At 62.5% G+C, this 18,720-nt stretch carries 20 protein-coding genes and 1 tRNA gene; 9 read left to right on the plus strand and 12 right to left on the minus strand.

Features of this window, described 5'->3' with window-relative positions:
- Positions 1–65 precede the first annotated feature (65 nt).
- Entirely contained in the window at positions 66–479 is a 414-nt protein-coding gene (locus ACVW16_RS18140) for a hypothetical protein (RefSeq protein WP_456736794.1), read from the plus strand.
- Positions 480–490: 11 nt separating this feature from the next.
- On the opposite strand, the gene rplT is transcribed toward ACVW16_RS18140, so the two are convergent.
- Both rplT and rpmI read right to left on the minus strand, forming a co-directional pair.
- Positions 491–850: a 50S ribosomal protein L20 gene (gene rplT / locus ACVW16_RS18145; protein WP_092239381.1), complete on the minus strand. Its 360-nt coding sequence runs from the start codon at positions 848–850 to the stop codon at positions 491–493.
- A gap of 91 nt (positions 851–941) precedes the next feature.
- Positions 942–1,142 carry a 50S ribosomal protein L35 gene (rpmI, locus tag ACVW16_RS18150; RefSeq protein WP_007598540.1) on the minus strand — a complete coding sequence of 67 codons (201 nt, stop codon included), beginning with the start codon at positions 1,140–1,142 and terminating at the stop codon, positions 942–944.
- Between the two features lie 268 nt (positions 1,143–1,410).
- On the opposite strand from rpmI, the gene ACVW16_RS18155 reads away from it, so the two are divergent.
- Positions 1,411–1,809, plus strand: coding sequence for a hypothetical protein (locus tag ACVW16_RS18155; RefSeq protein WP_456736793.1), 399 nt, complete (start codon positions 1,411–1,413; stop codon positions 1,807–1,809).
- Between the two features lie 65 nt (positions 1,810–1,874).
- Here the strand turns inward: ACVW16_RS18155 and infC are convergent, their stop codons facing one another.
- A complete protein-coding gene (gene infC / locus ACVW16_RS18160; protein WP_456705124.1) occupies positions 1,875–2,414 on the minus strand; it encodes a translation initiation factor IF-3 in 540 nt (179 codons plus the stop codon).
- Between the two features lie 251 nt (positions 2,415–2,665).
- Here infC and ACVW16_RS18165 point away from each other — a divergent pair, with 251 nt between their 5' ends.
- Positions 2,666–3,478 (plus strand): alpha/beta hydrolase, encoded by an 813-nt coding sequence (locus ACVW16_RS18165; RefSeq protein WP_456700526.1) that lies wholly within the window; start codon positions 2,666–2,668, stop codon positions 3,476–3,478.
- A gap of 129 nt (positions 3,479–3,607) precedes the next feature.
- Here ACVW16_RS18165 and ACVW16_RS18170 read toward each other — a convergent pair whose 3' ends face one another.
- The 3 genes from ACVW16_RS18170 to ACVW16_RS18180 are packed head-to-tail and all read right to left on the minus strand — an operon-like array spanning position 3,608 to position 6,279.
- Positions 3,608–4,408 carry an acyl-CoA thioesterase domain-containing protein gene (locus ACVW16_RS18170; protein ID WP_456802382.1) on the minus strand — a complete coding sequence of 267 codons (801 nt, stop codon included), beginning with the start codon at positions 4,406–4,408 and terminating at the stop codon, positions 3,608–3,610.
- A gap of 54 nt (positions 4,409–4,462) precedes the next feature.
- The gene (gene queG / locus ACVW16_RS18175; protein WP_456736791.1) at positions 4,463–5,638 is read right to left on the minus strand and encodes a tRNA epoxyqueuosine(34) reductase QueG; all 1,176 of its coding nucleotides are present in this window, start codon (positions 5,636–5,638) and stop codon (positions 4,463–4,465) included.
- Positions 5,587–6,279, minus strand: coding sequence for a glutathione S-transferase family protein (locus tag ACVW16_RS18180; protein ID WP_456700529.1), 693 nt, complete (start codon positions 6,277–6,279; stop codon positions 5,587–5,589). The genes queG and ACVW16_RS18180 overlap by 52 nt, the downstream gene beginning before the upstream one ends.
- 169 nt (positions 6,280–6,448) lie before the next feature.
- On the opposite strand from ACVW16_RS18180, the gene ACVW16_RS18185 reads away from it, so the two are divergent.
- From ACVW16_RS18185 to ACVW16_RS18195, 3 genes are all read left to right on the plus strand, one after another.
- Positions 6,449–7,255 carry an undecaprenyl-diphosphate phosphatase gene (locus ACVW16_RS18185; RefSeq protein ID WP_456700530.1) on the plus strand — a complete coding sequence of 269 codons (807 nt, stop codon included), beginning with the start codon at positions 6,449–6,451 and terminating at the stop codon, positions 7,253–7,255.
- A 96-nt stretch (positions 7,256–7,351) separates the two neighbouring features.
- On the plus strand, positions 7,352–8,683 hold the full coding sequence (locus tag ACVW16_RS18190) for an FAD-binding oxidoreductase (protein ID WP_456736790.1): 1,332 nt from the start codon (positions 7,352–7,354) through the stop codon (positions 8,681–8,683).
- Positions 8,680–9,420 (plus strand): SDR family oxidoreductase, encoded by a 741-nt coding sequence (locus ACVW16_RS18195; RefSeq protein ID WP_456700532.1) that lies wholly within the window; start codon positions 8,680–8,682, stop codon positions 9,418–9,420. The genes ACVW16_RS18190 and ACVW16_RS18195 overlap by 4 nt, the downstream gene beginning before the upstream one ends.
- Before the next feature lie 64 nt (positions 9,421–9,484).
- Here ACVW16_RS18195 and ACVW16_RS18200 read toward each other — a convergent pair whose 3' ends face one another.
- Positions 9,485–10,450 (minus strand): complex I NDUFA9 subunit family protein, encoded by a 966-nt coding sequence (locus ACVW16_RS18200; protein ID WP_456738983.1) that lies wholly within the window; start codon positions 10,448–10,450, stop codon positions 9,485–9,487.
- A gap of 138 nt (positions 10,451–10,588) precedes the next feature.
- Here ACVW16_RS18200 and ACVW16_RS18205 point away from each other — a divergent pair.
- Together ACVW16_RS18205 and ACVW16_RS18210 are read left to right on the plus strand one after the other, a co-directional pair.
- A tRNA-Leu gene (locus ACVW16_RS18205) sits at positions 10,589–10,675 on the plus strand.
- Between the two features lie 47 nt (positions 10,676–10,722).
- Entirely contained in the window at positions 10,723–12,333 is a 1,611-nt protein-coding gene (locus ACVW16_RS18210) for a DUF6538 domain-containing protein (protein ID WP_456736788.1), read from the plus strand.
- Here ACVW16_RS18210 and ACVW16_RS18215 read toward each other — a convergent pair whose 3' ends face one another.
- From ACVW16_RS18215 to ACVW16_RS18235, 5 genes are all read right to left on the minus strand, one after another.
- Positions 12,334–13,002: a hypothetical protein gene (locus ACVW16_RS18215; protein WP_456736787.1), complete on the minus strand. Its 669-nt coding sequence runs from the start codon at positions 13,000–13,002 to the stop codon at positions 12,334–12,336. It abuts the gene before it with no gap.
- Positions 12,992–13,546 (minus strand): DUF488 domain-containing protein, encoded by a 555-nt coding sequence (locus ACVW16_RS18220; protein ID WP_456736786.1) that lies wholly within the window; start codon positions 13,544–13,546, stop codon positions 12,992–12,994. Before ACVW16_RS18220 ends, ACVW16_RS18215 begins: the two co-directional genes overlap by 11 nt.
- A gap of 123 nt (positions 13,547–13,669) precedes the next feature.
- Positions 13,670–14,308, minus strand: coding sequence for a recombinase family protein (locus tag ACVW16_RS18225; protein WP_456736785.1), 639 nt, complete (start codon positions 14,306–14,308; stop codon positions 13,670–13,672).
- Between the two features lie 1,125 nt (positions 14,309–15,433).
- Complete coding sequence (locus tag ACVW16_RS18230; RefSeq protein WP_456736784.1) at positions 15,434–16,276, minus strand: hypothetical protein; 843 nt, start codon at positions 16,274–16,276, stop codon at positions 15,434–15,436.
- A 1,185-nt stretch (positions 16,277–17,461) separates the two neighbouring features.
- Positions 17,462–17,920 carry a hypothetical protein gene (locus tag ACVW16_RS18235; protein WP_456736783.1) on the minus strand — a complete coding sequence of 153 codons (459 nt, stop codon included), beginning with the start codon at positions 17,918–17,920 and terminating at the stop codon, positions 17,462–17,464.
- Positions 17,921–18,093: 173 nt separating this feature from the next.
- Here ACVW16_RS18235 and ACVW16_RS18240 point away from each other — a divergent pair, with 173 nt between their 5' ends.
- Positions 18,094–18,327 (plus strand): hypothetical protein, encoded by a 234-nt coding sequence (locus ACVW16_RS18240; RefSeq protein WP_456736782.1) that lies wholly within the window; start codon positions 18,094–18,096, stop codon positions 18,325–18,327.
- The last annotated feature ends 393 nt before the right edge of the window (positions 18,328–18,720 follow it).

The raw sequence follows: 18,720 nt of genomic DNA on the forward strand, positions 1-18,720 counted from the left end.
CGAACGGCTGGGTTGAACCTCGCGCGGGGGCCCGGCACCAAGGGAGGATCAAGAGGAGACCTGCGATGCTTTCGAAACGCGATCTGGCTGCCCTGGCCATCGTTCTGTCCGTCGCCGCCACGCCTGCGCGCGCCATGGTCTGCATGGACAAATCCATGACGCTGGACGAGGTCGCGGACACCATCAGCAGCCAGAAGAGCTGCGAAAGCGCGATGAAGGTCTTTAGGGATTGCGAACTGACGGCGAGCGGCGATGTTCAGCTCGGTGCCGCCGTCGAAAAGAAATGCGAGGCGGACTTCAAGCCTGGCCTCAGTGCTGCGCAGACCCAGGCGTACAAAGGCGAGATGCACGCATGCGACATCAAGTACCGGAACAAGTCCGGCACCATGTATCTCTCGTTTACGGCATTCTGCCGGGCGGAGGTGGCCCAGCGTTACTCGCAACGCGCGCTGAAGGCTGCGGGCGCGAACGCCCGCTAGCGCTGGCGCTATCAGGCCGCGAGAGCGGCCTTGGCCTTCTCGGCGATCAGCTGGAACGATGCGGGCTCGTGGATCGCGAGATCCGAGAGCACCTTGCGGTCCACGGTGATGCCCGACTTGGCGAGACCGTCGATAAATCGGCTGTAGGTCAGGCCGAACGGACGGACAGCGGCGTTGAGACGCTGGATCCAGAGCGCGCGGAAGGTGCGCTTCTTACGCTTGCGGTCGCGGAAGGCGTACTGCTGGGCCTTCTCGACGGCCGGCTTGGCGGCGCGGATGGTGTTCTTGCGGCGGCCGTAGAAGCCCTTGGCGGCCTTGTAGACTTTCTTGTGCTTGGCGTGGGCGGTCACACCGCGTTTGACGCGAGACATGACGAAATCCTTCAGAGATGACTTGGTTTTTCGGATCGCCGCGCATTAACGCGGCGCAGATGGCAATGATCTTCGACGATCTTGGACGCGATCAGGCGTTCGGCAAGAAGTACTTCTTGACGTTGTCGCCGTCGGTCTTGAACAGCACAGCGGTGCCGCGAAGCTGACGGATCTGCTTCTTCGTCCGCTTGATCATGCCGTGACGCTTGCTGCGATGGGCGAACATCACTTTGCCGGTGGCAGTCACCTTGAAGCGCTTTTTAGCGCCCGATTTGGTCTTCAGCTTGGGCATTTGGCTCTCCTAATGGCCACAGAATTCCGCCCGCAAAGGCGGTTGGCCGTCAAAAATGCTCGTTAGAGCGTTGATTGTGCTCAGGTTTTGCGAATAAGCGCATAACCCGCACGAAACACCGCCACGGCAGCCCTTAATCAGCCGGGCGATGAAGGCTGGGCTTATGACAGAGGAAAGGCCGGATGGCAACGATGAACCGCGGGAACCGCCGCGCCGACTATTTGGAGTTACCCATTATTCACGCCGTCCCGTCCGGAGCAGGACCAAAATGGCCCATTTTTCTCAATCGATTTTGTCTGTTGTGGTCAATCCCCGCCACCTCGCGTTGTTCGCCGTGGTTGCCGCGGCCGTTATTCCCTCGACCGCCGATGCCCGCATCGGCGGCTATGACGGCGTCTGGAATGTCACTTTCGCCACCACCCGCGGCGCCTGCAGCTCGGGCTATAGCGTCCCCTTCACCGTCACGGGCAGCCGCGTGTCCTCCGCCGGCGGCGGCCGGGTCTCCGGCACGGTCAATCGCGGCGGCGCCGTCGCGGTCGCGGTGTCGGTCGGCGCCTCCCATGCCACCGGCGGCGGCCGTCTCGGCGGCGCAGCCGGGGCGGGATACTGGAGAGGGGTCATCTCCGGCGACCAATGCAGCGGCACTTGGCAGGCTTCGCGAGCCTGAAAACACAAACGGCCCGCCGGACAATCCGGACGGGCCGTTGAATTCTCGGCCTTGAAAAGCTGCGCTCAGCGCGGCGCCAGCACCATGACGACCTGGCGGCCTTCGAACCGGGCGTCCTGCTCGACCTTGGCGAGCTCCGCGACGTCGGTCTTGATCTTGTCCAGCAGCTTGGTGCCGATTTCCTGGTGCGCCATTTCGCGGCCGCGATAGCGCAGGGTGATCTTGACCTTGTCGCCTTCTTCGAAGAACCGCAGCATCGCGCGCATCTTCACGTCGTAGTCGTGGTCGTCGATCATCGGGCGGAGCTTGATCTCCTTGATCTCGACCGTCTTCTGACGCTTGCGGGCCTCGGCGGCTTTCTTCTGGGCGGAATACTTGTACTTCCCGTAGTCCATGATCTTGCAGACGGGAGGGCTGACATTTGGCGAAATCTCAACCAGATCCATGCCGGCTTCCTGGGCCATCTTGATGGCAAGCATGGTCTCGATGATGCCTTTGTTCTCACCGGCCTGATCGATCAGCTGGATCTGCGCGTTGCGAATATCATCATTGATGCGCGGCCCATCTTTGCTGGCAACGGGCGGGGCTCTATTGGGACGGCGAATGGGTGGTTCTCCAACATTGTGAAAGGAAGCGGCTATTTTGCAGGAAGATGCTGATGGCGGCAAGCAAGTCGCCGTTGCGAGCAGCGAAAAACCCTCAAATGCGAGGCATTTTGGCCACGCTTTTCGGCACGGTGCACGACATAGACACCTTGCCCCTGTTCCGCAAGCGTCCCAAAGGGACAATAGCAATATTGGGTTGCTTCGCGAACGCGCCCGAACAGCTCAAACCGCACAGCCGGAGTAAACGTTCCATGACCACAGCAATTCCCGATGCCGTGCTCGACTTCATCGAGGTGGGTGAGGGCGCGTCCGCGCGCAGGATCGCGGTGCGCCACCGTACGGGTCAAGGATCTGGCCAAGGTCCCGGCGTGATCTGGCTCGGCGGTTTCAAGTCGGACATGCAGGGCGGCAAGGCAGTGGCGCTGGATGCCTGGGCCGCAGAGCATGGGCGTGCCGCCGTCAGGTTCGACTATTCCGGGCACGGCGAATCCAGCGGCGAATTCGCCGATGGAACCATCGGCAGCTGGCTCGAGGACAGCGTCGCGGTGTTCGAGCGGTTCTGCGCCGGTCCGCAAATCCTGATCGGCTCCTCCATGGGTGGCTGGATGGCGCTGCTGCTGGCGCGCGAGATCAGGAAGCGTCAGGAGAAAGCGCAAGCCAAGGCCTCGCTCGCGGGCCTCGTGCTGATCGCGCCGGCGCCCGACTTCACGGAAGAGCTGATGTGGAAGACCTTCTCGCCCGCGGTGAAGAAGGAAATCGAAACCAAGGGCTTTTGGCTCAGGCCATCCGAATATGGCGACGGCACGCCGTATCCGATCACACGCAAGCTCATCGAGGAGGGCCGCAACCATCTCGTGCTCGGCAGCGCCATCGATCTCGGTTGTCCCGTCCGCATCCTGCAGGGTGCCCAGGACCCTGACGTCCCGTGGCAGCATGCATTTGCGCTGACGCATCGGCTGCCGGCTGACGACGTCGTGCTCACGCTGATCCAGGACGGCGACCATCGCCTGTCTCGTCCGCAAGACATCACGCGCATTCTTGCCGCAGTGGCGGAGATCGGGTGATTGTTCTCTTCCTTCTCTCCTTGCGGGAGCGATGATCGACGTTGGTTTGTCGCACGGCCACGGATTTCCGATGGGACATCAAGGGAGAGGGAGCGCAGCGGAGCAAACTGCTGATGTCTGTGACTCCAGCTAAGGCGGCGGTGGTTTCGCCATCGGCTTGCGTTGCGCCAGCGCGGCGACGGTCGCGGTGCCGATCGGGCCCTTCTCGTCGTAAAGCCAGCATTCGCCGATCGCGACGCCATCCGTGGCTTGATGGTTGACCACGTCGAAACCGATCCAGTTCGTCACCGGCAATCGGTGCAGATAGATCGTCACGTCGCTGTTGATATAGCCGAGCCCCTTGTCGCCGGCATTGGCAAATGGGCTTGCGAAATCGGCACCTGTGGCGACGTGGACGAACGGCGTCATCCGCACGCCTGCAACGAGCTCGCGCACATCACTCATCCAAAGTCGCCGCGGCCCGAGCGAGCCCATATGGCCGACGATGGGTCGCGTCGTCCATTTGCCGTTCATGCCGAGCCGGGGATCGGTCGGCTTTGGAATCTCCGATGGCTTCGGCACGTCCCAGTTCGGCGGCGACCAGACATTGCCGTCAGGATTTTGCGTCCGCCGCAACAGCTGGCACGAAGCACGCGCCATTCTGACGCCGCCGGAGACAAACTCGGCTTCCACAACGCGGATGCGCAGGCCGTCTCGCACCAGCCGGGTCGTCACTTGGATCGGCTTGTCGATGGTCGGCAGCCGAAACATGTCGACTGTCAGCCGCGCCGGCACGAATTCTGGGCCCGAATGGCGCTCCTCGATGGCAAAGCCGAGCAGGCCGATGATGACGCGGCCGTGCAGCGATTTCGGATCCCAGGGGCCATTGGCCACTTCCGTCGGATGGAATGTATCGCCGTCGCGGGTGAAGAAAGGGATGCTTGTTGTCATGATCGGCGACTTTGCGGGAATGGGTGGGGAAATCAAGGGCGGCGAGCGCGAGAGCTAGGACGCGGCTTGCCACTCCAGACGAACGTTCTCATCGTGCTCGTTGCTCAATGCAGCTCCCTTCATCGCTTCGAGCTCATCTCGAGGCAGCAACTGCGCCAGCGCCCACACCGCAGCCCCGCGCACCAGCGGGCTCACATCGTCAAGCAATCGCCGCGCTGCCTCCGCCAGTGCGGCCTCGCCGGAATTGCCGATCGCGATCAGCACATTCCGCACAAAGCGGTCTCGGCCAATCCGCTTCACGGGTGATTTCGTGAACAGCGCGCGAAATGCGGCATCGTCGAGCCGCGAAAGCTCGGCCAGACCAGGCGCACGCAATTCATCACGCGCAGCGAGTTTGGCCTCGCGTCCCTCCTGCGCAAACTTGTTCCAGGGACACGCGGCGAGGCAATCATCGCAGCCATAGATACGGTTGCCGATGGCCTTGCGGAATTCCGGCGGGATCGGTCCCTTGTTCTCGATGGTGAGATAGGAGATGCAGCGCCGCGCATCGAGCTTGTACGGCGCGGGAAATGCCGCGGTCGGGCAGATCTCGAGACAGGCCCGGCACGAGCCGCAATGATCGATCTCGGCGGGATCGCGCGGCAGCTCGAGCGTGGTGTAGATCGCGCCGAGGAACAGCCATGAGCCGAATTCGCGCGAAACGAGATTGGTGTGCTTGCCCTGCCAGCCCAGATGCGCGGTCTGCGCCAGCGGCTTCTCCATCACCGCCGCTGTGTCGACGAACACCTTCACTTCGCTCGGCGCGATCGCAACCAGCCACCGCGCCAGTGCCTTGAGCCGCTTCTTGATGAGGTCGTGATAGTCGTCGCCCCTCGCATAGACCGAGATCGCCCCACGCGTGCGCTGTTGCAGGATCGCGAGCGGATCCTGGTCGGGTCCGTAATTGACGCCGAGCATGATGACGCTGCGCACGTCCGCCCACAGCCCGCGCGGATCGACGCGGCGCTCCGGCTGGTTCGCGAGCCAGTCCATGTCGCCATGGCCGCCCGAGGCGATGAATTCGAGGAAGTTCGCGCCGGCCTTGTCGATCGTGCCGGGCTCGGTGACGCCAATGCAGTCGAAGCCGAGCGCGTGCGCTTCGCGCGCGAGCGCCGCCTTCAGTTCAGTCGGATCGGAGTTCAGAAATCCAGGTCCACGTAGGTCCGCGACGCCGGCACGCCCGCCAGCCATTCGCTCAGCAGCGGGCGGAACGACGGGCGGGATTTCACCCGCGCGTACCACGCCTTTGCCGCGTCGTCCTCGCTCCATGGCACGTCGCCCAGATAGTCGATCGCCGAAAGATGCGCCGCGGCGGCGAGATCCGCGTAAGTGAGCCGGTCGCCGGCGAGGAAGTTGCGCGTCTGCGCCAGCCAGCCGATATAGGCCAGATGATAGCGCACGTTGGCCTTGGCGGCGCGCATCACGTCCGCCGAAGGCGGGCCGCCGCCATTCTCCTCGCTCATGAAGCGCTTGTAGATGCGCTCGGTCACGAGCGGATGCGAGACTTCCTCGAAGAACTTTTCGTTGAACCAGGTCATCAGCCGGCGCACCTCGACGCGCTCACCGATCGTCTCAGGCATCAGGCGCTTGGGTCCCATTCCGGCCCCATAGGCTTCGTCGACATATTCGGCGATGATGGCCGCACCCGGGATCGGCGGCTGCTCGTCGTCCAGCAGAACGGGCGTGGTGCCGGCCGCATTGAGCAGCAGAAATGCCTCGCGCCGTTCCCAGCTGCGTTCCTCGACCAGTTTCAGCTCGAGCCCGTATTCGCCCGCGATCAGGCGAATGAAGCGCGAATGTGGACAGAACGGATGATGAAACAGCGTAAACATGAAGCCTTTGACTATTTGATGGTGCTTAAGAATCCATCAATGTTTGTGCGGCGCCACAGTAGTCTTTCAAAACCGCGCGGCAAGGGCGCGATAGCGCATTTTGCGATTGCGAGCGAGAGGCGAATAGGCGAGAAGAGCCCCGCTTTTCCAGCGGAAATGGACCGTAAATATGTCAGACGCAATACGGGCAGTGATCCTCGGCATCATCGAGGGTGTGACCGAGTTCCTTCCCGTGTCCTCGACCGGCCATTTGCTGCTTGCGGAGCGCTTCTTCGGCCTCGGCGAGGGCGCATTCTGGGATTCGTTTACCGTCCTGATCCAGCTCGGCGCGATTCTCGCGATCGTCGTGCTGTACTTCAAGAAGCTGTGGGACGTCGCGATCGGCATGTTCACGGGCGATGCCTATGCGCGCCGTTTCGTGGTCGGTCTGCTGGTGGCATTCCTGCCGGCTGTCGTCGTCGGCCTCCTCGCCGGCAAGTATATCAAGAGCCTGCTGTTCAATCCGTGGGTCGTGTGCTTCTCGCTGATCGTCGGAGGCGCCATCCTGTTGTGGGTCGACCGGATCGAGCTCAAGGCGCGCGAGTATGATGCCACGCGATTTCCGCTGCTGATGTACCTCTATATCGGCATCGCGCAGTGCATTGCGATGATTCCGGGCGTTTCGCGTTCCGGTGCCAGCATCGTCGCAGCGATGTTTTTGGGCGCCGACAAGCGCGCGGCGGCGGAGTTCTCGTTTTTCCTGGCCATCCCCACCATGATCGGTGCGTTCGCCTATGATTTCTACAAGAGCCGCGCCGAGATGACGATGGACCACATGGGCATCGTCGCGATCGGCTTCGTGGTGTCGTTCGTCACGGCGATCATCGTGGTGAAGACGTTCCTGGAATACGTCACCCGCCACGGCTTCGTGGTGTTCGCCTGGTGGCGCGTCATCGTCGGCACCCTGGGACTGATCGCGCTGGCGCTCGGCCATTAAGTTCCCGGCAAGTTGCCGACGGGCCTCAACGCAATATCAGCTTTTCGCCGCTAGTCAGTTTCCGGGAGCGGGGCGGCCCGCAGGTGGAGCTGAACGATGACGACTGTCAGCGGCTGGGGGCGCTTCCCGGTCGTCGATACCGAAGTGCTGCGGCCGCGCTCGTTCGAGGCGGTGGCGGACGCCGTCGTCGCCGGCTCGGTGGCGCGCGGCAACGGCCGCGCCTATGGCGATGCCGCGATCGGCACGGTCAGGACCATCGGCATGACCGGGTTCGACAGGATCAGGTGGTTCGATCCGGCGACCGGCCGCATCCGCCTGGAGGCCGGCGTGCTGCTGTCCGACCTGATCGATACTTTTGGCCCGCGCGGCTTCCTGCCCTTCGTCGTGCCCGGTACGCGGTTCGTATCGGTGGGCGGCGCCATCGCCGCCGACGTGCACGGCAAGAACCATCATGGCGAAGGCGGTTTCGGCCGCTATGTCGACAGTATCCTGCTGCGCACGGGTGCGGGCGAGACCATTGAAGTCTCGCGCGAGCAAAATCCCGATGCCTTCTTCGCGACGGTGGGCGGCATGGGCCTCACCGGCGTGATCCTCGAAGCCACGATGCGGCTGCGCCGTGTCGAGACCGGCTGGATCCGCGAGCAAGTGGTTTCCGCATCCGATCTCGATGCCGCGATGCGCGCGCTCGAGGCGAGCGAGTCTGCGACCTATTCGGTGGCGTGGATCGATTGCGTGGCGCGCGGGCGCGATCTCGGGCGCTCGCTGATCTATCTCGGTGAGCACGCAAGCGCCGATGAGCTTGCCGAAGGCGCGGATCGTTTTGCCCTTGGCAAGAAGCCTGGGCTCGCCGTGCCGATCGACCTGCCCGTGATGGCGCTCAACCGCGTCACCGTCCGCGCCTTCAACGAGCTCTATTACCGCATGGGCGCGCGACGTGCAGGCAGCGACCATTTGGTCTCGCTCTATCCATATTTCTTTCCGCTCGACAGCGTCGCCGACTGGAATCGCATCTATGGCCGGCGCGGCTTCCTCCAGCATCAATGCGTGATCCCGGAAGCCGGCGCGCGCGGCGTGCTCGGCGATATCCTCGATCGCGTCTCCAAGCGCGGCGATGCGTCGTTCCTCGCGGTGCTGAAAAAGCTCGGGCATGGCGACGGCCTGCTGTCGTTTCCGCTGCCCGGCTACACGCTGGCGCTGGATTTCCCGGTCAACGGCGACATCCTCAGTTTCCTCGACGAGATCGATCGTCTCGTTGTCGCCGCCGGCGGCCGGCTCTATCTCGCCAAGGACGCGCGGCAGTCGCGTGCGACGTTCGAGGCCGGCTACCCCGCGCTGTCGCGCTTCAAGGCGATCCGCAAAGCGCTCGATCCCGCCGGAAACATCCGCTCCAAGCTTTCACAGCGTCTGTTCGATGAGGTTAGGCCGTGACATCACGCAGGTCAGTTCTGGTGCTCGGTGGCTCCTCCGACATTGGTCGCGCCGCGGCGCGCGCCTTTGCCAAGGCGGGTTACGACGTCGGTCTCGCCGGCCGCGACGTCGCGGCGCTTGAGCCTGACGCCGCAGATCTGCGCGCGCGCTACAATATCGAAGCCGGCCTCTTCAAATTCGACGTGCTCGACGCCGCTTCGTTCGATGGCTTTGTCGCAAGCCTTCCCGCGCTGCCTGACGTCGTCATTTCGACCGTCGGCCTTCTGGGTGTGCAGCAAAATGCCGAGAGCGATCTTGGGCACGCCACCACGATCATGCGCTCGAACTATGAAGGACCATCGCTGATCCTCGGCCTGTTCGCCGAAAGGTTCTTAGCTCGCGGCAATGGCACCATCGTCGGCGTGTCCTCGGTCGCCGGCGATCGCGGCCGCGCCTCGAACTATGTCTACGGCTCGGCCAAGGCCGGTTTCTCCGCCTTCCTCTCGGGCCTGCGCGCCCGTTGCAGCCGCAGCGCCGTGCACGTCGTCACGGTGAAGCCCGGTTTCGTCCGCACGAAAATGACTGAGGGTATGAAGCTGATCGGCCCGTTGACCGTCGATGCGCCTGTCGTCGGCGATGCGATCCTGAACGCGGTCGAGAAGAAGACCGACGTCGTTTATGTCAGTAGCAAATGGCGTCTCGTGATGCTCATCATCAAGACGCTGCCTGAGGCGGTGTTCAAGAAGCTGAAGTTTTGAGCTGTCGCCGACTGACGCTCCCTCTCCCGCTTGCGGGGAGGGACTCGGGAGAGATGAAACCGACTCACACGCCCATGCGCTGGAACTGGCCCTGCGGGCGGAAACGCCAGAGATATTGCGGGGCGATCGCTTCCAGCGAATCCGCCGCGATGCCGAGGCCTTCCAGCGTCAGGCCGGCGGCCTTCGCGGCTTCCGAGACGACATTGTCGCGCTCGAGCAGCGTGACCTGGTCCGGCGTCAGCTTGAAGGCACCAGGCGCGAATTGCAGGAAGGCGGCCTTGAGGCGCGCAAGGCCAAACGACAACGGCACCAGCGTCGGCTTGCGCTCGGCGATCGCGACGATGGCCTCGATGATCTCGCGCACCGTCAGCACCTCAGGACCGCCGAGCTCGTAGGTCGCACCCGCCCTGGCCTTGCCGTCGACGGCGTCGGCAATCGCGGTGGCGACGTCGCCTACATAGACCGGCTGCATCTTGGTCGCGCCGCCGATCAGCGGGAGCACCGGCGACATCCGCGCCAGCGCCGCAAAGCGGTTGGTGAACTGGTCCTCGGGACCGAACATCACCGAGGGGCGGACAATCGTGGCCGACGGCACTGCCGCGCTCACCGCGGCTTCACCGGCCGCCTTGGCCTTGGCATAGCGCGACGGCGATTCGGCATCGGCGCCGAGCGCCGAGACATGGATCAGGCCGGCGCCCACGGCCGCCGCCGCCTTGGCGACGGTCTCGGCGCCCTTGGCCTGGACGGCGTCGAAGGTCTGGGCGCCGCCTTCAGTGAGGATGCCGACGAGGTTGATCACGACCTGCGAATCACGCACCGCCGCCTCGACCGACGCCGGATAGCGCAGATTGGCCTGCACGGTGTGGACCTGGCCGACCTTGCCCGAGGGCTGGAGGTATCCGGCCAGTTCCGGCCGCCGCACCGCGACCCTGATACGGTAATCCCGCCGGCACAGCGCGCGGACGACATTCCGGCCCAAAAACCCCGATCCGCCGAAAACCGTGACGAGAGTTTCCAGATTCGATGCCATGGAGGTCCATTCCTGCGGAAGAGTGCGAGATATCAGGCTTGTATCGGGGTGGTGTGCGATGCGCAATCGGCATCCCGAACCATGAATTGACAACGGCGTCACCGAACCGTAGTAACCGCCTCCGTGCCCCAACGGCATGCCCAGGTGGTGGAATTGGTAGACGCGCTGGCTTCAGGTGCCAGTGGCTTAACGGCCGTGAAGGTTCGAGTCCTTTCCTGGGCACCATCGCTCCGCGATGTTGTTGATTTCGCTGAAGTCCCTGATACTCAAGGGTGATCGACCGTCTCAACTGGTACACAGAGACGGTACACATGCTTCTGCGAATGGCCTCTCCTATCCGCCGCGACGGCTCCTCCGTTCATTACCTCCGAAAGCGCGTCCCCGCTGACCTGACCGATAAGGCAGTGGGCTTGGTGCTGTGCGTTCCCGTGGGGGATGAGACGGCGACGGTGAAGGTCGGTGGTACCGGCACGATCAAGGTGTCGCTGCGCACACACGACCCTCGGGAGGCCAAGGCGCGGCAGGCGAAGGCGCTCGCCTACCTCGACGACGTGTGGCGCTCGTTGCGGGATGGTCCCCGCCGCTTGAGCCACAAGCAAGTGATCGCTCTGGCTGGAGACTTCCGGCGGCGAGCAATCGCGAGGTTCGACGAAGAACCCGGCCCGGCAGGCATCTGGGCGAGGCTCCTCGAATTGTCAGCGGGCTGGGATGAGGCGACCCGAATGCGGGAAGCCGCCCCCTTCGTCGAAGAGCACCTTGCCCGACACGCTTTGAACGTCGATGAGGATACCAAGGCTGCCCTAACCCGCGAGATGCTCAAGGTGGGGGCGGAGATCGCCGGGGTTATGAAAGGACGCGCGGAGGGCAACTACGCACCCGACGATGGAGCAAACAGGTTTCCGACGCTACAGCTTGACGCACCTAAGGGCAGCGCTGCGGTTCCTGTTGCTGAGCTGCTGGCGGGCTGGGAGCTGGAAAGCCGAGCGGCTGGTGTCACGGACAAGACGATCAGTGAGTACAAATCGGTGCTCACGCGCTTCGTGGCTTTTATTGAGCACGACGACGCAACCCGCATAACACCGCACGACGTGGTCCGGTGGAAGGACAAGCGGCTTGCAGATGGTCGCTCCCCAAAGACTGTAAAGGACGTGGACCTGTCCGCCATGAAGTCGGTGTTCGGTTGGGGCGTTCGGAACCACAAGCTGCCAAGCAACCCGGCGCAAGGCGTGACGCTGAAGATTGGCAAGAAGGTGCGGGAGCGGGGCAAGGGGTTCACGGACGGTGAAGCCGAAGCGATCCTAAAGGCCGCGCTGGGGTACAGTGGGGCTGCGCAAGAGCACGCAAAGACTGCTGCGGCAAAGCGGTGGCTTCCTTGGCTGTGCGCTTACAGCGGCGCTCGGATTGGCGAGGTGGCTCAGCTCCGGCGCGAAGACGTTCGCCGCGAGGGTGATCACTACGTCGCGACGATCACGCCAGAGGCTGGCCCGGTGAAGAACAAGGAAGCCCGCGAGGTGCCGCTGCACCCGCATCTGGTGGAAATGGGCTTCATCGACTTCGCTACGTCATCGGCCAAAGGCTACCTGTTCCTGACCGTCGCGAAAGACGGGGAAATGAAGGGCAAGTTGCGAGCCCTGAAGAACCGTCTTGCGGAGTTTGTCCGGGCCATCGTCGCCGATAAGCGTGTTGCGCCAAACCACGGCTGGCGGCATCGCTTCATCACGAAGAGCCGCAAGCACGGGCTGGATCAGGAAAAGCGCCGCATGATCACGGGCCATGCTGGCGAGAGCGTGGACGAGCGGGTCTACGGTGATCCTGCGGGGCTGTATGTCGAGGTCTGCAAGCTGCCCCGGTACGGTGTGGAAGGGGTGTCTGCGGCAGCCTGACTAACCGAAGAGATCAGGCTGGGTCATCTCGTCCAACCGAATGACGCCCAGCAACTGCCAAGTCTGTGGCCTCTTCGCTTGGTTGCCGAGCGCGAAGGCCATGCCTTTGCTGGGATACTGTTCGTCATAGACGGCTCGCATGCGGTCCAGCGCTCCTGCCTCGCCGTACTCGGCTTGCCAGCGCCAGAACATCGCATGGGTTTCCCAGTCTCCGTTCTGGTAGTTGTGGTGACCGTCGCTGTCGTCGAACTCAAACCTAAAATCGAATGGCGACGGCTCGAGTTCTGCCAGCTCCTTATCGAAGATCGATGTTTGCCGTGCGGCGAGTTTGAATGCTTCCCGCTCCTCCGCGAGGTCGGCTGCTGACTTACGTTTCGCGATGAACTTCGTGTTTCGAGGGCGAATGAGGGTTAGCGATCTTCCGAGGGCCATCGCCTCCTTGGCCGAGCCGGTGATGAGCGGCGTGAGCAATCGCGTCCGCTCGTCCTGTGGCAATTGGCCGTCGATGGTGATGCTGTCCTCGTAGACGTGACAGCTCTCGCCCCGCTTGTCTCGTGTGGGCGGTCGATAGGAGAACTTGACCCAATTCCACCGGGAGAAGCTGCTGTCGCCCCGAAGGTGTCGAAAGCGTACCGGGAAGAGCCGCTTCCATTGACCGTCAGCGGTCACGCCAGCGCAGCAGACAGTTTCCCCGTAGGTTCTGCTGGGCTGCGGCAGCGCCTTGACCAGAACGACTGCGCGGGAGCTTTGCGGCGTTACGGGCATAGCGATCAGGTTCATCACCAAAGAGGTGGAACATAGAGACCTGAGTCGGTAGTGCCGATGCAACCATCAACCTGTGGCATTCACTGGGATCGCGTTCAAAGCACATCAAACAGGTGCTCTGCTCGTCAACCAGCTTGGCCAGCTCTTGGAGGCTTTGCTGCGGCTCGCTCTGGGCGAGGTGCTTGCCATAGATTTTCCGGAACCGATCGAAGTGGCCCGCCCGTGCAGCATCCCGGCCGGGCTTCGGGTCGCCAAGCGCTGAGAGGTGGACGTACCGAATGCCCTCTCGCTCAAGCCGGTCGCGGAGCTTGTTCTTCGAGAACCCCTTCTTCCGGGAGATCGGCACGGCGCGGACATCCGCCAAGAGCTGCACCTTGACGCTCTTCAGCGTGGCGACGAAGCGGTCAATGTCGGTGCCTTCGTAGCCAATGGTGTAGAGTGTCGTCATCCAAATCACCCCAGTTCCGGGCTCATCTTGGTTTAGCAAGAGTAAACGCCCCATTACGCCGCTTAGTGAGCAGATGCAAAAAAACACTGATAGCGTCGGGAAGATGCGCTTAGAGTTGGCCGCCTAAGCAGCCCAACTCCTCAGCGCCGCTTCGGCTCCGGCCGGGTCCTCCTTGATGCGATAGATCGTCTGTCGGCTCAGGCCCGTCGCAGCGGCAATCTGCCCGACGCCTGCCGACTGCTCCAGCATGTTGCGGACCACTTCGAGCTGGTCTTTGTCGAATGTCGGCTTCCGCCCCCGGTACTTCGTCTCACCCGCTGTCGCCTTGGCGAGAGCAATGCCGCCGCGTTGCGCTTCTTTGATGGCCTCGGCATTGGCCTGTGCGGTAGCGGCCATGAAGGCAATGAGCGCATCCCTCACGGCCTGCTGCATGGGGTCCTTCGTTGCGCCGTCGAAGGTGAGCCCGTTGATCACCGTGCGGATCACGACGCCCCGCCGCATGAATTCCCTGATTGTGTCGCACACGTCCCCGTAGTTGCGCCCGAGGCGGTCGATCCAGCGAACGACGAGAGTGTCCCCGCTGCGCAGGATGTCGAATAGCCGCTTGCCTTCAGGACGCTCCGCGAGACGAGTGCTTATCCCCGAGACGCCATGGTCCGCGACGACGCGGTCGATCTTGAAGCCTGCGGCCTCCGCCCCTGTCCGCTGATGTTCGACGGTCTGGTCGGTGGTGGAAACTCGCGCGTAGAAGATCGTGGCCATGAACGCCCCTTGTGTCCGTTAGGGTTATGTCCGTTGTGTATCGTGTCCGTTGACCCAAGTCAACCCTAACGGACGCTAGTTCGAGGCTGCCTCGCTTGTCCGCAGGGGCATACCCTTACGGACCGACGATTCGGGTCCACAACTGGAACCGAGCGGTTCAGGCGGGAATTGTTGATAGTCACCGGCAGCGACCGTTTGGGCGTCGGTGGCTGAGGGACTGATCGCGCTCCCGCCTGCACAAGCAAGGGTGCTACGCCATGCAGAGACGGCGTCGTGTCAAGCAGAGCAGAACATTGGAAGAGCGGCTCGCAGACGAAGCGGAGCGCATGCGCCAACAGGCCGAGCACGCCGCACCCGGCGAGCGAGAGCGTTTGATCCGCAAGGCTCGCCAAGTCGAGATCACAGTACACTTGACTGAATGGTTGAACTCGTCGGGCCTCCAACCTCCCAAGGGTTAGACCGAAGCGCATTGCCTCAGACGAAGCTCCGCAATCCCGCAGGTCACCTGAGCATGACCCCCATGGGGGGAAGCCCGCCACAAGATGGGGTCGAGTGGGGGCTTCACAGTTTTCTGCTCAACTATCCGGGTTCTGGTGGCGCGAGGGCTTGCGCGATGCGCTGCCGGGCGCTGGGGGTCTTCAGCGGCACGCCTCCATGACAGCGACCATCGCCCCACCGAACGTCGGGGTTCGTGTATCCTGGCCCCCGCGCCGTCTCGATAGCTGCTTGCCTGATGAGGGCGCGTGAGATCGCGACGATGTTCGCAAGCCTGATGTCGAACGGGTTGCCGTTGCGGTGGCGAACTACATGGTTGCCTGAGCTACCGAGCAGGAAGCGCGCCGCTGCGAAGCCCGTCCCTGGTCCCTTGCCAGCAGCGTAGAGGGTCCCCCGAGCAACCCTGAGACTTGTCAGCTTCCAGCGTTGGAGGGCGGCCCAGCCCGTGGGGCAGAGCACGACGGTGTAGCCGGTGGGGACGGTCCCGACGAGGACGACCGGCTGGCCATCCAGCTCAGCTTGGATCACGGTACCGGGCAACATCGTTGCGGGGATAGCGGTCGAATTGCCGTTTGTATTCAAGGCTGTAACACCGGTTCTGGCTGATAGAGCGTCCAATCTGGACAGCTTTTAGAAATCATCATTGATTTCAATTGCTTCTGTGGCGGCCTGCGGCTTGGCAGGCTCCAGCAGCGCTTTGGCAAACTCATGAGCGAGTGCCCTCCGCTTCCCCCAACAGTGGACCCCTCGGGCTTCCGCAAGGGCCAGCGTAAGGGCCTCCCGAACGCGTTCCTCAGCGGGGCTGGTGGCCCTCGTGGGCTCTGATGCTCCAGCGTTGTCGTCGCGCCCTGACCGCATCTTGGCTGCGATCTTCGGGAATGCCTTCTTCATCCAGTTCTCGATGGAAGACTTCGACGCGAGCCCCCCGAGGTCTCTCGCGATCTCTCGGTAAGACTTCAAGCCGCGCCGACCAACGCGATTGCGCCCTTGTCGCATGTATAGCTCGAAGACCCTGCGCTTCTCACTCTGACGGGTCAGCCGTGCGCCGTTGCGGGTGTTCGCCATCGCGGCTTGCCACTGGGCGTCCGCTTCGTTCAGCTCCTCGATAGTCGCCTCTACGACATCGCGGCCGAGTTGCTTCTGAGCCAAGAGCCGGTGCCATCCGTCGATGAGGACGAGCACTCCACCCACGTCTGCAAGCCGAAGCGGGGTCATGTTCGCACCGTGCACGTAGTGGGTGACGTAGTCCCTCACGAGTGCGCCGTTGATCTGATCACGCACCTGCCAATCAGCTCGTGTCGCGATGCCAGTAATCGGGACCACGACGATGGGATTTGGTTTGGAAGCCACTTCCTCGCTCTCGAAATCGTACTTCGGGGGCGCTGCGGTGATCTTGTCGGTGTTCCGCGGAGCGACCTTCCCGGCTCCGGTCGGTTCATTTGAAGAGTTCTGTTGTGTGTTGTTCTTTCGCATGTTCAGGGATGCTTGAAGCGCTCCCAGAGGTGGCCCGTCCTGAACGGCTGAAAACATCAGCCACGGGCGCCTGCGGGGGCGCGGTGGATTGGTGGTGATTGAGGACTTCAGAACGTCAGCCCTGATGGTGGTAAGGCTCGCCGCATGGCCTGCGGCGGGAGGCGTTCTATTCCCCAATGGGCAACCCAATTTGTTGCCATCCTGTCGGACCAGAGAGAGTCGCTGACGCGCCTCCGCGAGGGTCGCTGGGGACCCCCGGCGGGCAAGCAGGAGACGCACTGGTGACTCTCCAATCGCGTCCTCAGCCCTTCACGACTTTCGCCAATGCTCACGGATTGAACGGATAGAACCTCCCGAGCAGCCACGCCGGGAATGCGGTCCCCTCGTTCGTCGCGGCCCGCTAGCGATGCCCTCCGTCGAGCACACCCTGATCGGCTCCTATTCGTCCTGCGCGGACGCGGCCTGAGGATCGATCAGTGTCTCCATCGGCTCGTCCATCTCGAACCACCATTCCCGCACCGTCATCAACGGCAAAGGGTCTGCGCCGATGCGCCCGAGGAGCGTGTTCGGTTGGCCGGTTAATGTCTTGAGGACGTCTTGCGCCCCCGTCGCTTCATCGTGTTGATGGTTGCCAATCGTAGGCAGTCTACGAACGGCATGTGGCTTCTACCTCGCGCAGGTTCGCAAGGGGATGAGGTTTGTATTAATGGTCGATCATGTCCGCTCGACCCACAGGACCGGCGCAACAGCGGACGCGCCAAGATCGATGCGATGAGCCAAGTGGCGACATGGCCTAACAGGAGCGTGGCCGCCAATTGAGGAGGCCTTACTTCTTCATGGCTTTCTCTATTGCCTCAAGCGCTTTGGTGGAACAGTCTAGCACCGCAGTGCTCTTGGCAAGGACCATGTAGCTCTTGGCGAGCATTTCGAGTTGGTAACGCGAATATTGATCACGCGCCGCTTCCGCCAGCCTCTCGTACTTGGCTGCGAGTCATAGTCTTGCGGCGTCATCATGCCGAGCAACGATAAGGCCGGTTGACCGTTCCTAGAATCAGGGAAGCGAACATTTCCAGATTGGTCGGATATCCGCTTGCGGTTAATCACGACGGTTTGCGCCCGTTCCGTCGGGGTCCGGTTTACCCCTACATCGGAAACGACGCGGCCCGTTTCCAATCGACGGCTGCCTTAGCGGCTGTCGTCAGCCTCCTCGATGGCCCCGATGATCAGTTCGCGGTGCTCGCGCATGACCTGAAGATTGGCCTCGAAGACTCTCATGGTCTCCTCTGCAAGCTTCGTGTCTTGCCCGTTGCAACGCAAGCTCGCGATCAAGGCCACTTGCTCCCTGACCACACGTTCAGCTTTTGCTACGTGTTTATCGGCAACAGATAAATGTTGCCTCTCAAGAAATCGCCGCTCGCCTGCAGCCTTCCTCTTTATGCTGGCCGCTGTTTGCATCTCAAAGCTGTAGTGCTGAGGCGATGGTTTTTTGATCTCATGCTGGGTGATCTTCGGGATTTTGGGTCGAGGATTATCACAAAGCACCTTGCGGCCCAGAACGATGGCCGCCCGCGCCAAAGCCAAATGACGCGCCTCTAGCTCTTTCTCGAATTGGGAAAGACGGAAAATGCGGACAGCGGGCAACATAGCGATGCTCCCGACAGGCGGGAGCGTGACCCGTCTCCCTGTTAACGGGACGCGGAACCGCCGTTTGCGAAGGCATTCTACTGGAACCGGTACCCTCTAGACCAGAGGCGGATGGGGCTGCTCTCTTGCGGCGCCTTCGCCGGAACGGCACCCCCCTTCCAACGTTATCCGCCATGGCACAAGATGGTGAGACACTCTTCGCACGTGCCCAAGCCGCTATCCTGCGCTCCAAGCAATTAGCGGACGCTATTTCTGCATCGCACAAGCGCCTGCTGGAACAGATTGCCGCAAGACGAGCGGTGCGCTTCACTCCCGCTGATCGGAAGATGGGGTATCCGCAGGATTTTCCTGAAAAGCGCCCTGCCTTTCAGGGTTTTCCGGCCCAAGATGACGATAATGAGATCTAGTGCTTGCGGCGCGAACGATAGTTGCTCTCACCTCACGGGCCGCCCTTCTGGCTCGTATTAGGTGCTCTATCGCCTCTTCCTTGACGCGATAGCCGTCCTCAATAGCCCGGTCGGCCCGCTTGAGCAGATCATCCATCACTGCAAAAGGCGACGCGGAATAGATCGTTCCTATTCCGCGTAGGGACGAGGATTGCTCCCCGCCCCACCTTCCTCAAGTCCATGATGGGTCATTCTCGACTGAGCGAGCCGATCCTGTTGCCATCTGATGTCGGCTCCTGCACCGCTGGACGATGACAACTGCTGAGGGCGATTGACTCGGACACGTCACTGGTACACAACGCGGCCTCGACGGTTCGAAAACCTGAGTAATTTCAAGGTCCGCGGTCGCGAAAC

The sequence above is a fragment of the Bradyrhizobium sp. USDA 4474 genome, assembly GCF_054057515.1.

Bases quoted from the DNA above. Each gene is read 5' to 3' on its own strand.
- ACVW16_RS18140 (WP_456736794.1), top strand. From the start codon at position 66: ATGCTTTCGAAACGCGATCTGGCTGCCCTGGCCATCGTTCTGTCCGTC.
- rplT (WP_092239381.1), bottom strand. From the start codon at position 850: ATGTCTCGCGTCAAACGCGGTGTGACCGCCCACGCCAAGCACAAGAAA.
- rpmI (WP_007598540.1), bottom strand. From the start codon at position 1,142: ATGCCCAAGCTGAAGACCAAATCGGGCGCTAAAAAGCGCTTCAAGGTG.
- ACVW16_RS18155 (WP_456736793.1), top strand. From the start codon at position 1,411: ATGGCCCATTTTTCTCAATCGATTTTGTCTGTTGTGGTCAATCCCCGC.
- ACVW16_RS18165 (WP_456700526.1), top strand. From the start codon at position 2,666: ATGACCACAGCAATTCCCGATGCCGTGCTCGACTTCATCGAGGTGGGT.
- ACVW16_RS18170 (WP_456802382.1), bottom strand. From the start codon at position 4,408: ATGACAACAAGCATCCCTTTCTTCACCCGCGACGGCGATACATTCCAT.
- queG (WP_456736791.1), bottom strand. From the start codon at position 5,638: ATGGCTGGCGGGCGTGCCGGCGTCGCGGACCTACGTGGACCTGGATTT.
- ACVW16_RS18180 (WP_456700529.1), bottom strand. From the start codon at position 6,279: ATGTTTACGCTGTTTCATCATCCGTTCTGTCCACATTCGCGCTTCATT.
- ACVW16_RS18185 (WP_456700530.1), top strand. From the start codon at position 6,449: ATGTCAGACGCAATACGGGCAGTGATCCTCGGCATCATCGAGGGTGTG.
- ACVW16_RS18190 (WP_456736790.1), top strand. From the start codon at position 7,352: ATGACGACTGTCAGCGGCTGGGGGCGCTTCCCGGTCGTCGATACCGAA.
- ACVW16_RS18200 (WP_456738983.1), bottom strand. From the start codon at position 10,450: ATGGCATCGAATCTGGAAACTCTCGTCACGGTTTTCGGCGGATCGGGG.
- ACVW16_RS18220 (WP_456736786.1), bottom strand. From the start codon at position 13,546: ATGACGACACTCTACACCATTGGCTACGAAGGCACCGACATTGACCGC.
- ACVW16_RS18225 (WP_456736785.1), bottom strand. From the start codon at position 14,308: ATGGCCACGATCTTCTACGCGCGAGTTTCCACCACCGACCAGACCGTC.
- ACVW16_RS18230 (WP_456736784.1), bottom strand. From the start codon at position 16,276: ATGCGAAAGAACAACACACAACAGAACTCTTCAAATGAACCGACCGGA.
- ACVW16_RS18235 (WP_456736783.1), bottom strand. From the start codon at position 17,920: ATGTTGCCCGCTGTCCGCATTTTCCGTCTTTCCCAATTCGAGAAAGAG.
- ACVW16_RS18240 (WP_456736782.1), top strand. From the start codon at position 18,094: ATGGCACAAGATGGTGAGACACTCTTCGCACGTGCCCAAGCCGCTATC.